Source organism: Phormidesmis sp. 146-33 (assembly GCF_052939515.1).
In genome coordinates this window covers 1-14610 of record NZ_JBJPHU010000149.1, presented here as the reverse complement: position 1 = coordinate 14610, position 14610 = coordinate 1, and the positions used below count along the sequence as shown (strand labels likewise).

Here is a 14610-nt window from a genome sequence, read left to right as displayed (position 1 = left end):
CTACCCAGTCCGTGACAGTTGGGACAGGCTCCATAGGGCGAGTTAAAGGAGAAGAGTCGGGGAGACAGTTCTTCCATGACTGCGCCGTGTTGGGGACAGGCAAAATTTTCAGAGAAAACGAGTTCGGGAGGGGCTTCGGGGGCGGTTTCTGTTCCGTAGGTTCCAGTTTTTTCGGCGGCTTTGGCGGTGTTTTGGGGAAGGGCGACTACATTGTTGGTTTCGGCAGGCAACACGTCGATGACGGCAATTCCTCCCGAATGACGCAGACAAGTGGTGAGAGAATCGGTCAGACGCTCCTGAATGTTTTCCTTTTTGACCAGACGATCGACCACAATTTCAATGGTGTGATACTGATTTTTGTCGAGTTCGATCGAGTCGCTGAGTTCGCGCACTTCGCCGTCAATTTTCACCCGCACAAACCCTTCTGCACTGAGGCTAGAAATCAGTTTGCGATGCGTCCCTTTTTTGCCGCGCACCACGGGAGCCAACACTTGAAAGCGAGTCCGATCGTCCAATTCCATAATGCGATCGACCATCTGATCAACCGTCTGAGGCGCAATGGAGCGATCGCAATGGGGACAGTGTGGCTCTCCGGCCCGTCCATAGAGCAGCCGCATGTAGTCGTAGATTTCGGTGACGGTGCCGACGGTGGAGCGGGGATTGTGAGATGTGGACTTTTGATCGATCGAAATGGCGGGACTGAGACCTTCGATCGCATCGACATCCGGTTTATCGACCTGACCCAAAAATTGTCTTGCGTAAGCACTGAGCGATTCGACGTAGCGCCGTTGCCCTTCTGCAAAAATCGTGTCAAACGCCAGCGAAGATTTTCCTGATCCCGAAACGCCTGTGAAAACGATCAAGCGATCGCGCGGCAGTTCTAAGTCAATATTTTTGAGGTTGTGTTGTCGTGCCCCTCGAATCCGAATGGTGTTGAGGGAAGGGGTTTTTGAGGTTTGGATTAGGCTCTCCAAATCAGAATTCAAACTTAGCTCAGGGCTTTGAGATTTGCTGACACGCTTTGGCATTGAGGGACACGATGAAATAGTCCTTTATGATTCTATCGTTACAGTCAGCGATCTAGTTGTTGCGTACTAGATAAGTTAGTACGAGCTTTTGAGCGGGGTCAGTTTCATAAAGTTTTCTCACTTCGTTGTTTGGCACTTCTGCCTGCCAAGCTGCCAATTCTGGGGGACTTTAAGACAAAAATTCTCTTTCAAAGTCCCTCACTCGTGGGGGATTTAGGGGGCTGCCCCAATTGCCAACCGCAGTGAAAGATTTCATCCAACTGGCGTTAATTCACACGCTTGACCGCTAGAATCGCTTGTAATTTTTCTCGATCGCGCATTGCGGGCTGAAAGTCAGGATTTTGCTCAAGGGCACGATCGTAAGAGCGCAGAGCTTCTGAATATCGCTTCATTTCACTCAAAACTCGACCTCGCCAATACCAGGTGCTATGACTGTGAGACTGAAGCTGAACCGCTTTGTCAAAACAGACGGCGGCTTCTTGATATCGCTTTAATTTGATCAGAGAACTGGCCAGACAGCACCACAGATGCGGATTGCTGGGTTGAAGCTGGATCGCTTTGTCATAAGACCCGATCGCTTCCTCATATCGTTTGAGCGAAAACAACACATTTCCTCGCCAGCGCAGCACTTCTGGATCATGGGGATTAAGCTGCATTGCTTTGTTGTAAGCCATCACCGCCTCCGTATAGTGATGCAGCTTTTCTAAAACTTGCCCCTTTTGAAACCAGGTTCCGTAGTCGTCAGAAGCTTGAATCTCCGGTTTCGTAGTCGGCAAAACGGTAGAATTTTCCTCCCAAGGTGAATTGCCTTGCAGGACGGCTAGAACTCGTTGCCGACCGTCGATCGCTGCCTGCAAATCAGGTTTGATCTGAATCGCCCGATCGTAAGACTGCATCGCCTCCTCAAACTGCTGGAGAGCTTCTAAAACTTTGCCGCGATCGTGCCACGCCCAATAGTGGTCAGACTGAAACTCAACCACCTGGTCATAACAAGTCAGTGCCTCTGGATAGCGCCGCAAATTTTGCAGAACGGCTCCTCGTTTAAACCACGCCAGCGCATCATCTGGCTGAATCTGGACGACGCGATCGTAAGCGACAATCGCCTGTTCATAATTCTGCTGATTTTCTAGCGCCATGCCGCGCATCAACCACGCCAGCCCGTCATTAGGATTTTGCTGAATCGCTCGATCACAGGAGGCGATCGCTGCGTCATAATGCTGCAAATCGTAGAGCGCATCCACCTGTTTTAATTGACTAAGCAACCGTTTGCGACTCTCGACCGCCAGTTGAAAATTGGGCTTGACCTGAACGGCTCGATCGTACGCCTCTACCGCTTCTTCAAATCGATGCAGATTTTCTAACACCTTGCCGCGATCGTGCCACGCCCAATAATTTCCCGGCTGAAGCTGCACTACTTTTTCGTAGCAAGTCAGCGCTGACTCAAATCGACACAAATTTTCACAGACAGTCCCTCGCTTAAACCACGCCAAATAATCATCGGGCTGAAGGGCAATCACCCGATCGTAAGCGTCCAACGCCTCCTCAAACTGCCGCAAATTTTCTAACGTGATACCCCGCTTAAACCAGGTGACATAATCATCAGGATTCGCCAAAATCACTTTCTCGTAGGCGGCGATCGCTTCTCGATATCGCTGGATCTGAAATAATTCGTCGCCGCGCTCTAACCACGCTGAATACACCTCGTCGATCGGCGCTCTGGCTCCCGGTGGCACGATCAGATTGATGAAGCCACTGTTGAGTTCTTTGAGGGCAGACAGCGCTTCGGCGGCAGTTTGGTAGCGTTGGCGAAAATCGTAGCGCACCATCACATCCAATATGTCGGCAAGTTCTAAACTGACTTCGACCCCTTCGCGCCAGAGAATTTCGCTCGTTTTGGGATCTTCGCGCAGCTTTCTAGGAGAAACGCCCGTCAACGCCTGAATGCCAATCATGCCCACAGCGTAAATGTCGCTGCTAAAGCTGGGTTTTCCGGCAAGCTGTTCGTTGGGCATGTAGCCAGAAGACCCGACGGCGATCGTTCCTGTTTCTCCTTCTTGGGCAATCTCAATCTGTTTGACCGCCCCAAAGTCAATCAAAATCACCTTCCCGTCTGACCCACGACGAATCAGATTAGAGGGCTTGATGTCTCGGTGAATCACCTGCTGCTGATGGACAAACTCCAACACCGTGAGAATTTCTTGCAGCAGTTCAACGACTTCGGTTTCTGACAGAGCCTTCCCCTGCTTAAATTCTTGGCTCAAAACCGTTCCTTCGACAAACTCCTGAACCAGATAAAATTCCTGATTTTCCTCAAAGTGAGCAAATAATCTGGGGATCTGGTCGTGATTGCCCAAGACGTACAGCACCTCTGCCTCTGTATTAAAGAGTCGCCTTGCGGTTTGCCAAGCGTCCACACTCACTTTGGGTTTGAGTTGTTTGACCACACATTGAGGGTTACCGGGTAGATGCCGCTCTGCTGCAAGATAGGTCTGCCCAAAGCCGCCGCCTCCCAAGTGACGCAAGAGGTTATAACGCCCGCCAAGAACCTGATTTAGCATAAACGAATAGATGCGAGTGCAGACGGCGCTATTGGGGAAGTGCGATCGTCTGGGCCAGTAGTCGTAGCGTTCCCAGGCAGCAAACTTGAGCAACAAAGGAATGATTGATTGCTGCGATTTCTATTGGGTTGGCTGGGCGATTACTAAAAGTAATTTTGCTCTGGTGAAAAGGGATGGCGATCGACGTGATTACCACAATGATTGCGATCGAGTTGCACGCCAGAAACGTCCCAAAATCCTGCATCAATTAAGAACTTTGAGTGAGAACGCTTATCCTGAATTCCACCAGAATCGGCAGCTTGGGGAGCAGAAGCACCCAGTAGCGACGCGAAAAAACTTTATCGAGAGGTTGCTTTAGCCGTTTTTCATCGCCCGCTGCATGTCTCGCTGGTCGTCGCGACGTTTGACGCTTTCTCGCTTGTCGTGCAGCTTTTTACCTTTAGCAAGCCCCAAAACGATTTTGACCCAGCCGCGTTTAAAGTACATCTTGAGCGGCACCAGTGTTAAACCTTGCTGTTCGACCTGTCCGACCAGTTTGCGAATCTCTTTGCGATGCAGCAGCAGTTTGCGAGTCCGACGCGGATCGTGGTTAAAAAACTGACTGGCAGTTTGGTGAGGAGAAACATGAACGTTAAGCAGCAGCACTTCGCCATCTCGGACTAAGGCAAAGCCGTCTCTCAGGTTGACCTTGCCTTCCCGAATCGATTTAACCTCAGTGCCAACTAGCTCGATCCCAGCCTCATAGGTCTCCAAAATCTCGTACTGGAAACGGGCCTGACGGTTATCGCTGACAACTTTGACGCTTTCATTCTTCTCGCTCATGGGACTATTTTAGCGCGATCGCTTCCCTGGCTAGCCTTCCCTACAGAAGATTTTGGCTCAAAGTTGGGCAGAGCCGATTAGCCCTAGTTTTGGACTTACTAAGTAGCTTTAAGAATTGTGTGGATGGAATTGAGACCAAAGTTCTCAAAATTTTATACGAATTGCATCCTACGATACAAAACTCAGTGCTCAAATCCCCGAAGTTTCTAGTATTCCTTAATCATTTCATTACTCGCAGCAATCAGTGGAGCAAGCCTTCTTAGAGAAATGATGTCAAGACACTGAATCTGCGGTCTGAAAAGCCATTTCGGACTGTCGTCTCCCCTGTCTTGAGGAGAAGGCCCTACCAAATTGATGTCGTTTATTCACCGAGCAAAGTCCCGTTATGATGTATCGCTCAACGCTCAAAAAAACCCTTGAAAAGCGAAAACTCGATCGCGCTTCCAAGTGGTTCAATCCCGATTGGTACGCCAAACAGCTAACCCCCTCTTGGCAAGCCTGCATTCCCCTTGCTCTGATCATTGTGATGCTGTGGGGCTACGCTGGAATTGCCCAAACGCCACCGCCCACGATCGAGTCTGTCTCCCAGGCCACCGCAGAACTCAAAATTGGCATCGACACCATGTGGGTGATGATCGCCGGAATGCTGGTTTTCTTTATGAATGCGGGTTTCTGTATGTTAGAGACAGGCATGTGTCGCCAAAAAAATGCCGTCAACGTGCTGGCAAAAAACTTAATTGTGTTTGCCCTGTCCACCGTCGCATTTTGGGCGATCGGCTTTGGACTGATGTTTAGCAACGGCAACAACTTTTTGGGCACGAGCGGCGGCTTTTTCCTCACGGGTGCTGACAACAGCCCGGCGATGGGAGATGCCTACCAGGGGATTTTCTCAGCCTTAAATTGGACAGGCGTACCGCTGGGTGCCAAGTTCTTCTTTCAACTCGTGTTTGCCGGGACAGCAGCGACGATCGTCTCTGGGGCAGTTGCCGAACGCATCAAATTTATTGACTTTTTGATCTTTAGTTTGCTGCTGGTAGGAATTGCTTACCCGATTACGGGTCACTGGATCTGGGGCGGCGGCTGGCTGGCTGATGCAGGCTTCTATGATTTTGCTGGCTCGACAGTGGTGCACGCAGTGGGCGGTTGGGCCGCGCTGATGGGGGCGGCTTTCTTGGGGCCCAGAATTGGCAAATACAACTCTGACGGCTCTACAAATGCTCTGCCTGCTCACAACATGAGTATTGCGACCTTGGGGTCACTGATTTTGTGGCTCGGCTGGTTTGGCTTTAATCCTGGTTCGACGATGGGTGTCGGCAACGGTTCTCTGATTGCTCACATCGCGCTAACCACCAACACAGGTGGGGCATTTGGTGCTTTGGCTGCGACGATCACCGCCTGGGTCGTTTTGGGCAAGCCTGACCTCTCGATGGTGATCAACGGATTGCTGGCGGGTTTGGTGGCTGTTACGGCCCCTTGCGCGTTTATCAATGCGGGGTCTGCGGCGGTAATTGGTGCGATCGGCGGCGTGCTGGTGGTTTTTGCAGTCGGCTTCTTTGACAAGTTAAAAATCGACGACCCAGTGGGTGCGGTTTCGGTTCACTTGATCAATGGGGTGTGGGGCACATTGGCTCTGGGTCTATTTAGTCAGGGGGGCGAGTTTGGGGCGGCTCCGGCTCCAGCCGCAGGCTTGTTTTATGGTGGCGGCATCAATCAACTGTGGGTGCAGTTCTTGGGTACGATTTCTGTGGCTGGCATCACTGTTTTGCTCTCCAGCATTTTCTGGATTTTACTCAAATCAACGCTGGGTATCCGTGTTACGGCTGAAGAAGAGTTTGAAGGACTGGACATTGCTGAACACGGCATGGAAGCTTACGCTGGCTTTATGAAAGAAGTCCCCGGACTGTCGGGTGGTGGTAGCAGTTCTCCGACGGGTGAGATTTCTGGTAGCGCCAAACCTTATTTGTAAGCTTGATTGGCTTCGTGAATTCGATCGACTTCATCAAGAATCCCTCTATCGAATTCGCAAGTCATTAAATCTGGTTGCTGTGGTTGAAATTTGGAACTTATGGATCGTTTTTTGAGAACGCGATCGCCCTGAGCTTCTAGTTTTAATCCCAGCAATTTTTTTGCATTTCGATCGCCCTTCAAAGGTTGTGAAAGTCAGCTATGTCAGTAGCGAAGGAAGCTTTCATAACATTGGGGTTCCCGCCGCTTTGGGGCAACTCATCCCACGATTCAGCAATGCCCAGCATGAGTATCCGCGAATAGTCTGACAAGGTGAGTGGATAAAACGAAGGCTCCCAATGGTTGACGATCGGGAGCCTTTAGTTATTTAAAGTAAATCTCTGAAGTGAAGCTAACGGCGTTTTTCTTGTTCTCTTGCTTTTTCTTGACGACGACGATCGCGCCAATCACTCAGCGTCAGGTAAGCAATCCCGCCAGTGACCACAAACAACAGCCCAAAAGCCACTAAAACAAGTGTGCTAAAAACAGTGGATTCCACAATCTCTCCCAAAATATCTCAACGGTGGGTCTTGAGTTTTAAGCCATCATCAACTCAAAACTCAAAACTCAGCACTTAGAAGCCGTTGCGTCCCCAAATCACCATTGAGATAGAGAACGTAAACACCGACAAAAGCGCGACCCAACCTAAAGTCAGAATATCCATAGTGGCACTCTCAAAAACATTACGAAAGGATGCTAACCATCATCATAAAACAAAGATGTGGTAGCTTTACTCTGGGTTTGAGAATTGTAAAGATGAATGGATCATCTGATATGACTTTGGTGGAGCGAGTTGAGTCAGTCAAGGCAGGCATTTTTTCGGCGCTGTCGGTTGCGATCGCCTTTACTTTAATGACCTTGATCAATCGATTCATCGGAGCGATCGGGGTTGAGCCGTTGGCGGAGTTGCAGACTGCTTCGGTGAATGCGCTGTTAAGTGGAGCGATCGCGATCATCGCTGGCTTTTTGTTTGGCATTACTTATCGCTACGTGATTCGCCAAGACCAAAATTCTCATCTCAAGTCGGGCGCTGTTTTGGCGTTTGGGCTGGTGCGAGGATTGGCGCAGATTGATGTTGGGGTAGCGAGTCGGGGCGTTTTGCTGCCGTTTGTCGTTTTGGCGATCGAGAGTGTGTTGTTGTTTGCGATCGCTCGTCTCATGCTCGATTGGACAATGGCTCAAGGCTGGCTCAGACCCTTTCGCGGCATGTCTTGAAGCTAGAGAAGTTTGACCGCCAACCCACCCGCGATCGCAGAGGTAATCGCCGAAGTGAAGGCGATCCCAAATAGCCACCAGGCGGCCGTCGCAACTCCTTTGCGCGTTTCTTCTGCTTGATGCTGTGCTTGTTGTTTGAGTACTTCAAGACGCTGCTGAGTTTCTTGTTGAAGGTGTTGGGCTTGTTGTGAGAGGCTGAGACGAACGGAGTCAATCTGATCGACAATCTGATGCGCGATCGACTCAGGTAAATCATCGCGAGATTTAAGAAATTCCAGGATGGAGTCGCGGTTAACTGCACTGAGACGATGACTGAGCGAGGCAATTCCCGCTTGAGGATCGGCTAGTAGCGACTGAACATCTTGCTTGATGCGATCGTAGTCCAGGTCAGGCAGTTCTAGAAATGTCAGGCGATCGCGCAGTTGAGTGACTGTGTTGGCGATCGTCGTTTGCATCTGTTGTTGGATTTGCTGTAGCTGTTGAGTGAAGTGTTGCAGGTTTGATTCGACTTGTTCGACAATCTGGTTGGCTTCTGTTTCGGTCAGATCCGATCGCTGTGAGAGGAGTGAAATCAGCGCGGTGCGATCGAGGTGAGAGATGCGATCTCTTCGAGTTACCCGCAAGGGGTTGCTCAAGTGTTGTAATCCTGATCTTGAACTGTGTAACAACTGTTGTAGGTCGTGTTGAATATTCTCTGGCGTTAGTTCTTCTTTATCGGTGTTGCTGAGATAATCTGACAGCGTTTCTGAAAACCCTCGATCGGGTGTTTCTGTGCCCAGTGTTTTTGTGCGTAATGCCAATCGTCTTGGAGCCTTGCTCAGATGGTGAATGGGAACCGTCGATCGATGAATTTTGCTGGCTGCATAGACAGGGTTTGGCTCAGACTCGCTCAACTGATTCCAGGCTTTTTCTAGCTGTTGGACAAGTTGTTGAATGCGCTTTTCGCTTAAGTCCTGGCGATCGATTAATCGCTGTTGAATGGTGGTGCGATCAAAGGTTGGCAAAGCTGGTTTGAGGTCGGCTAAGTCGCTCTGACAGTCTTTGACAAAGTGTTTGACTTGGCGTTGAATATTTTTAGCCGTTAGCTTTTCATTAACATCACTAATGTAGTTCTCAAATCTATTCCATAAACTAGTCGCTTCTGTGTCAATTTCTTGATCACGTTCGCCTTCACTGATCTGAATCTCTGTGAGAACGGTTTGACGGACGGCTTCGAGGCGATCGACTAGCTTGCTCAATTTAGCGGGTGTCAGATCGTCCCGTTTTTGCAGCACTTTCGTCAAATAATCAGGATTCAACGGTGCCAGTTGTTTTGAGATTTCTGCGGGGTCGGCCTCTGGGTCATAAATGACATCTTTAAATTCTTGCTGCACTGTTTTGCGCGTCAGTTGCCACGGGTAAGCATGGAGCAAATAATCTTCGACATCGGCTTGAATCAAATTGACGGGTGCGGAGGATTCCCCAGTCAAGGATTGAAGCTGACCCAAAATCTTGCTCACATCCCAATCTGATAAATCCACTCGTCTCAAAACGGTTCTTGCTAACTGTTTGAGGTCTAAAGACTGCATGGCCCCTTGTCGGGAACTGGACGCGGTTTCTTGTTCCTGCGGTTTGGGCAACCAGTCTGTTAATTGTTGAGTCAAAACGTCTGGCTGGGCAGACTGCAAAAAATCCAGCAGTTGCGATTGGGGGGCAGTTTGAGAAGCGCCCTCTTGCCAGACCGATTCGAGTTGGTCGAGCAATTGATTGACATCTCGCTGAGACAAGTCCGTTTGATCCTGAATCAGAGCCGATAGAGAGGCGCGATCGAACTCCACAGGCATTCCTGCTGCAACGCTTTTTAAGTCAGATTGATGAATCATCTCAGCCAACTCATTGCGAATCGTTTGCAAGTCTAACTGAGGTGACGGCAGCGTTTGTAAATAATTTTGCAGCGTTTCGACAACCGTTGTTTGAGTTTTGTCGTCCGTCGTGCTGATTTCTTTGCTGATTTCTTGCTGTAGCGATCGCAGGGCTGATTCTTGAGCGGCAATTTGTTCTCGAAGCGTATCTGTAATTGATTGTTTTTTGCGTCCCGAAACTGCTTCCATTACCGTTGTCATTAATCCTTGGAGACCCGATGCCAGCGTCCCAAAAATGGCTCCTAAAAGAGAACCAACCGCCTGAGAACTCACCCACACCCAAATCAAAAGATACGCCGCCCAAATCACAATTCCCAGGATTGCTCCCACAATCAGACTAGTAGAGAGACTCAGCTTCACCGCCAAAAAACAAGCAATAAACAACACCCCATTCACCGTAAGCAGCGTTCCTGCCCCGACCGCCCATCCGATCACATGCCCATTTGATTTAGGCTGATCAGACTTTGGCTCCTCCTCATCAAGCTTTGTGGGAAGATACCCGATCGCTGTCACACCTGCCGCAACCCCAAAACTCGTCAGCAATAATTGGACGGCAAACGCAATCAGCAATCCCGTGAGCAGCGTGGCGAAAATTGGCGGAGCAGATGAGATCATGACTTCTCCCGGTGTTTGACCCTGATGCTACTCATCTTTTTTGAGCCTCGCGCCTCTCTCAAGTGAGAACTGTGCAGCGTCGTGAGTTAGAGAATCGCTAAAACGGCAGCGCTTTATCTGCATAACGACGATCGAGATCTCTGATAACCGATCACAGATGCAAACCCCCAATCTTGTGACTCACCTGATATGTTCAACTCGACTCGAAACAGTGCGCTACTCGATCGTGCTTCTGCAATTCAATCTTCGGTAGAAGGTTTGTCTGCGCTGACCACTCAGCCACTCGGCAGCTTGTTGAAACTGGGGGTCTGAGTTCCGTCATCGTTTTCGCGCACCATTGAGATGTGTTCTCGTTCACGAACGATTTCAAAACCAAGAGTTGTGAGCGCTCTGATGACTCTGGCTTTGGGCGCGTCTTTGGGAAACTTGGGCATTAGACGGTTGTTTCTGCGACGAAGGCTTCTAGAACGAAAGATTCTGGCTCAAGGACTGCTTCACCGAAGGTCTCAATGTGAAATCGGATAGCGGATTTGACATCGGCTAGGGCTGCTTCGTAGGTGTCGCCCTCGCCAACGACTACGCCTTGAATACCCAAAGGATAGGCAACGTAGCCATCAATATGTTTTTCAACAATGATTTTAATGTTTTGCATCGCGTTGCTTCCTCATCTCAATTTCGCTCATCGGTAACACGCTCATCGGTAACAACAGTGTATCTTCAATTTCTTGCCGCACGTCTCGACTGAGAGAGCGATCGCTGTTGGTTAGAAAACGGGTTTTTCAGAGGTTGACTTGACGGGCTGCTTCGGCTTCTAGAAAGGCGAGGGTGGCGGAGGCTTCTGCGAGATATTGGGCGATGTTGGCACGAACGATCGGGTCTTGCTCTCGCTGCAATTCTTTGACGTGAAACAGGACTCTGAGGCGGCATCCTTGCAGAGATTCGGGGTCGATCGCGTAGCGGTGTGATTCAGACATCCAGGCTTTCCTCCTGCACTTCAACTCTAATTAGTTGGCGGTTAAGTTCAGAGTATACAAACTTTACACCTGCCATAATGTCTTCCAACTGATTCACTCCCTACTATTTTTTCGCACTTCGATCTCTTGCCGCACGTCTCGACTGAGAGAGCGATCGCTGTTGAGACGATCGCCTAACAGCGTCAATCGGCAAACAAAATGACAAAGCCCTCTTGAGCAAAGTGCTTGTCGTGAGTCAGTACTTCAGTCAGTCCAAGCTGACGCATCGTGTTCATCGAGATGCAATCCGTGAGACTGTATTCTTTGTCAGATCGAGTTTCATACAGTTCAATACCCGCAAGAAATGAGTCGCGAGTTTGCTGAATCACCCGAATTCTTGGATTCATCATGGTGCTTTTAACAAGTTCAACGGCACGTTTTCGCATCAAAGTTCTGCGAGTTGAAGAGAAAGTAAGCACTTCAACAAAAATTTCATCTGTTGTAAAGATTTGCGCTGTGTTGAGGGTGTTTGCAACAGTTTTAACCCTTGAATGCCATTCATCGCCTGGATTAATAAACGCAATCTAATAAAATGTGTCAGCAAATACAACCTTCATTTCGGTCTTTTGGGACTTCCGTAGATATAGTGATCATGTTGTTCAGCGCCATCTTTTGGAAGTTGAGCAATTTCTTCCTCGGTCATGTCGGCGGTCAACCGTTCCATCAGTTCTAGCAAGGTTTCACTTCCTGATATATCAACCTCATCTGTTTCAGTAGCAAAATTTCTGTGTGTAGCTGTTTCTAATTCAGTCTTTTGCTGTTCCTGTCGGGTTTGAGTCAGCAGCAAAAAATTAAAGACTTCCTCCACTACAGTGTCTGGTGCCTGTTCAATGGACTGGATTAATTGTTCTTTGGTTATCATCCAACTCGACCTCTGTTCAGTAGTTTCATTCTAATTCTTTGGAGTTCATTCCTTTTGTTCTTTTCTCAATCTCCGATATGGGCAGTAATAACGTCTCTTCAATCTCCTGCCGCACGGCTCGACTGACATAGCAATCACTATTCAAGCACTCTATCAGCAACAGATTGGCATCGTAATACTGCTGTAGTAGTTGCTTTTGCTCGTCACTAAACTGCCTATCGCGACCGATGTTGCGATGAGCAACAATTGCGGTTCTTAGTTGAGCGGTTCAAGTCTAGTAGTGAAAACTTAGAAAGAAGTTGATGTTTACAAGTCGGCAGAGGATGATTGTTAAAAGAAATCAATGATGTGCTGTGCGAAAGAATCATACTCTTGGGTCATTCTATTCATCAGGTCTTTTTGAGAATGTGACCAGCTTTTGAATATTGTCGGTACGCGCATAGACAAATATCTTAGAGGTACATTCAGCTTTTGAATCTCAGAAGCCATAACATTTAGATCTTCAACTTTTGCTATTGGTTTACTGTCCACAAAATTTGGCAAGCATTCATAACTTGATATGCCTTTTAACCTTGGTATCAAATCATTTTCTACACTATTCAAAATTTTATCAAGGTGAGCTTTGTCAGCACCAATCTCTTTACGCTCGCCACTACTGGTATACCTTATTGTGTCAAACCCATTAAAGATCCAACCACCAAACTTTGGTTTACCCTTGAGTGGAATTACTTTATCGTACTGATTTGAAATTTCATACCGATTCCTCCCTTGATTCCAATCTTCAACGAAGGATGGCAATACTTCGCCTATCAAACTAACGCAATATGCGGAAAATGAGTCTGGCGTACAAGGTACTAGAAAGTAGTCAGAACAGTATAAGGCTGAACGCACAAGTGTATTGAATGAGGGTGGTAAATCAATCAAAATATAGTCGTACGTCTCTCTCTCTTCCTTCAGCCTTTCTACTAGGAGAAATGGAACAAGAAATCTATATAGACCTGTTCCTTGTACTACGTCTGTACCAACAGTAAGTATGTCAGCGAAACTATTGAGCCAAAAATCACCAGGGATTACATCTATGAGACGTTGATTGTGAATTGTATGAACCTTATCATTGAGCGTGTTTAGCTGATACTTTGGCTGAGTTCGGTAAATTTTGCTGCTTTGTGTTGGTTGAAGAGAGGGTTGAGCAAATGCTCTAATAGTCCTACCAAATGGATGCTCTTCTGTTCTAATGAGGTACGCAGCAAATTCTTCATACCCAATTGTTGCAATGGAAAGATTGCATTGCGGGTCAAAGTCAATTAGAAGGATTCTCTTTCCTTTCTCCGCAAGTGATGCACTCAAATTAAAGACAGTCGTTGTCTTACCAACACCACCCTTATTGTTGAAAAAAGAAATAATTTTGGTCACGTTTTTTAGTCTCGTAATTGCACGGTCACACACAGTATAAATAGAAGTAAATAACTTGTAGGTTAAGATGCTCTAAAATTAGTTCGGTAAAGAGGCTGTAACCACAAAAAGTATCTGAGAAGAAATTTCCTTCTCATTCAAAGATCGCCCTCTAAACTGCAACGAACACGCAGTGAAGCGAAGCGATCGCCCTTTCAACCACAACAATTAAACTCTGAGGTCAAGCATTCCGATTTGAAACGAGAACAATCGTGTTGTGAAGTGAAACGATCGTGTTGTGAAGTCAAACAATCAAATTTTGAGATGGAACGATCGCATTGTGAAGCGAAACGATCGTGTTGTGAACACCAACATTCCGATTTGAAACGAGAACGCACCCTCCGGGAAGCGAAGCTACCGTGTTGTAAACAGCAACATTTCTGTTTTGAAGCGGAACGATCTCTTTCCCTGACCAACGCAATATTAAAATAGCGGTAGCAATCTGCTTGAGGAACGATGAATACGATCGTCACCAACCCAAAACTCAGCAAAATTTTGGCAGAATTGAAGGCACAGTTTGAGATGGTGCATGGCGATCGGCTCCTTCATCTCATTTTGTATGGCTCTCAAGCACGAGGCGTCGCAGAATTTGGTTCCGATATCGACGTTTTAGTTGTGCTGAAAGCTCCAGTCAATCCAGGTGAAGAAATCTTGCGAACCGGGCAAATCGTTGCAGATCTCTCACTCCAACATGACGAAGTGATCAGTTGTCTATTTATGGATGAAAACCGTTACCAAACTCGCAATGGTTCCCTACTGCGGAACATACGCAAAGAGGGCATCCCGCTGTGACAGACGGCCAGCTTGAGCTTTTGCTAAAAGCACGTCAAAGTCTCTCTGCTGCAAAGTTACTTTTAGACAACCACTATCCAGATTATTCAGTTTCTCGTGCTTGATAGAAGCGCAAGACTTGCGAAACGCAGGAGATTATGGGCAACTGAACGCTATCAGCAGTGATCAAGCCACCGAGCAACTCAACCGCGCCGACCCCTTGCGGGTAACTCGAAGAGATCGCTTTCTCAAACTTGCTGAAACACTCCTCGGCGATCTGCCACCTTAAATGAACGTCGGTTCGATGAGAGCGGTTCGCTTCGTTTCAATCGGCTTCAGCCCCCTAAATCCCCCAAAATTGGGGGACTT

16 protein-coding genes and 2 pseudogenes are annotated in these 14610 nt (G+C 48.0%); 4 read left to right on the top strand and 14 right to left on the bottom strand.

The window, feature by feature from the left end:
* The 4 genes and pseudogenes from ACJ2PR_RS32045 to smpB all read right to left on the bottom strand — a co-directional run.
* Nucleotides 1-1028 (bottom strand): annotated as a pseudogene (locus ACJ2PR_RS32045) (excinuclease ABC subunit UvrA); the annotation flags it as partial.
* 266 nt (nucleotides 1029-1294) lie between these two features.
* Nucleotides 1295-3682 carry a tetratricopeptide repeat protein gene (locus ACJ2PR_RS32040; RefSeq protein WP_446880036.1) on the bottom strand — a complete coding sequence of 796 codons (2388 nt, stop codon included), beginning with the start codon at nucleotides 3680-3682 and terminating at the stop codon, nucleotides 1295-1297.
* Nucleotides 3615-3830 carry a hypothetical protein gene (locus ACJ2PR_RS32035; protein WP_446880035.1) on the bottom strand — a complete coding sequence of 72 codons (216 nt, stop codon included), beginning with the start codon at nucleotides 3828-3830 and terminating at the stop codon, nucleotides 3615-3617. Before ACJ2PR_RS32035 ends, ACJ2PR_RS32040 begins: the two co-directional genes overlap by 68 nt.
* Nucleotides 3831-3940: 110 nt before the next feature.
* Complete coding sequence (gene smpB, locus ACJ2PR_RS32030) at nucleotides 3941-4408, bottom strand: SsrA-binding protein SmpB (RefSeq protein ID WP_446857738.1); 468 nt, start codon at nucleotides 4406-4408, stop codon at nucleotides 3941-3943.
* A gap of 385 nt (nucleotides 4409-4793) precedes the next feature.
* Here smpB and ACJ2PR_RS32025 point away from each other — a divergent pair, with 385 nt between their 5' ends.
* On the top strand, nucleotides 4794-6374 hold the full coding sequence (locus tag ACJ2PR_RS32025; RefSeq protein WP_446870662.1) for an ammonium transporter: 1581 nt from the start codon (nucleotides 4794-4796) through the stop codon (nucleotides 6372-6374).
* Between the two features lie 390 nt (nucleotides 6375-6764).
* Here ACJ2PR_RS32025 and ACJ2PR_RS32020 read toward each other — a convergent pair whose 3' ends face one another.
* Both ACJ2PR_RS32020 and petN read right to left on the bottom strand, forming a co-directional pair.
* A complete protein-coding gene (locus tag ACJ2PR_RS32020) occupies nucleotides 6765-6911 on the bottom strand; it encodes a hypothetical protein (RefSeq protein ID WP_446857740.1) in 147 nt (48 codons plus the stop codon).
* A 75-nt stretch (nucleotides 6912-6986) separates the two neighbouring features.
* Nucleotides 6987-7076, bottom strand: coding sequence for a cytochrome b6-f complex subunit PetN (gene petN / locus ACJ2PR_RS32015; protein ID WP_446857741.1), 90 nt, complete (start codon nucleotides 7074-7076; stop codon nucleotides 6987-6989).
* A gap of 92 nt (nucleotides 7077-7168) precedes the next feature.
* Here petN and ACJ2PR_RS32010 point away from each other — a divergent pair, with 92 nt between their 5' ends.
* Nucleotides 7169-7627, top strand: coding sequence for a hypothetical protein (locus tag ACJ2PR_RS32010; RefSeq protein WP_446880034.1), 459 nt, complete (start codon nucleotides 7169-7171; stop codon nucleotides 7625-7627).
* A 2-nt stretch (nucleotides 7628-7629) separates the two neighbouring features.
* Here ACJ2PR_RS32010 and ACJ2PR_RS32005 read toward each other — a convergent pair whose 3' ends face one another.
* The 8 genes and pseudogenes from ACJ2PR_RS32005 to ACJ2PR_RS31970 form a co-directional block, all read right to left on the bottom strand.
* Complete coding sequence (locus ACJ2PR_RS32005) at nucleotides 7630-10143, bottom strand: sulfite exporter TauE/SafE family protein (RefSeq protein ID WP_446880033.1); 2514 nt, start codon at nucleotides 10141-10143, stop codon at nucleotides 7630-7632.
* Between the two features lie 275 nt (nucleotides 10144-10418).
* Entirely contained in the window at nucleotides 10419-10577 is a 159-nt protein-coding gene (locus ACJ2PR_RS32000) for a hypothetical protein (protein WP_446880032.1), read from the bottom strand.
* Nucleotides 10577-10795, bottom strand: a complete 219-nt coding sequence (locus tag ACJ2PR_RS31995; protein WP_446857745.1) for a type II toxin-antitoxin system HicB family antitoxin — start codon at nucleotides 10793-10795, stop codon at nucleotides 10577-10579. Before ACJ2PR_RS31995 ends, ACJ2PR_RS32000 begins: the two co-directional genes overlap by 1 nt.
* Nucleotides 10796-10922: 127 nt before the next feature.
* Nucleotides 10923-11117 carry a hypothetical protein gene (locus ACJ2PR_RS31990; RefSeq protein ID WP_446857746.1) on the bottom strand — a complete coding sequence of 65 codons (195 nt, stop codon included), beginning with the start codon at nucleotides 11115-11117 and terminating at the stop codon, nucleotides 10923-10925.
* A 182-nt stretch (nucleotides 11118-11299) separates the two neighbouring features.
* The gene (locus ACJ2PR_RS31985) at nucleotides 11300-11671 is read right to left on the bottom strand and encodes a type II toxin-antitoxin system VapC family toxin (RefSeq protein ID WP_446880037.1); all 372 of its coding nucleotides are present in this window, start codon (nucleotides 11669-11671) and stop codon (nucleotides 11300-11302) included.
* Between the two features lie 38 nt (nucleotides 11672-11709).
* Nucleotides 11710-12018 carry a hypothetical protein gene (locus tag ACJ2PR_RS31980; protein WP_446880031.1) on the bottom strand — a complete coding sequence of 103 codons (309 nt, stop codon included), beginning with the start codon at nucleotides 12016-12018 and terminating at the stop codon, nucleotides 11710-11712.
* Between the two features lie 25 nt (nucleotides 12019-12043).
* A pseudogene (locus tag ACJ2PR_RS31975) lies at nucleotides 12044-12271 on the bottom strand (NACHT C-terminal helical domain 2-containing protein); the annotation flags it as partial.
* A 77-nt stretch (nucleotides 12272-12348) separates the two neighbouring features.
* Nucleotides 12349-13431, bottom strand: coding sequence for a ParA family protein (locus tag ACJ2PR_RS31970; RefSeq protein WP_446880030.1), 1083 nt, complete (start codon nucleotides 13429-13431; stop codon nucleotides 12349-12351).
* Between the two features lie 495 nt (nucleotides 13432-13926).
* Between ACJ2PR_RS31970 and ACJ2PR_RS31965 the strand changes: the two genes are divergently transcribed.
* Nucleotides 13927-14262: a nucleotidyltransferase domain-containing protein gene (locus ACJ2PR_RS31965; protein ID WP_446880029.1), complete on the top strand. Its 336-nt coding sequence runs from the start codon at nucleotides 13927-13929 to the stop codon at nucleotides 14260-14262.
* Between the two features lie 118 nt (nucleotides 14263-14380).
* On the top strand, nucleotides 14381-14530 hold the full coding sequence (locus ACJ2PR_RS31960) for a hypothetical protein (RefSeq protein WP_446880028.1): 150 nt from the start codon (nucleotides 14381-14383) through the stop codon (nucleotides 14528-14530).
* Nucleotides 14531-14610 lie beyond the last annotated feature (80 nt).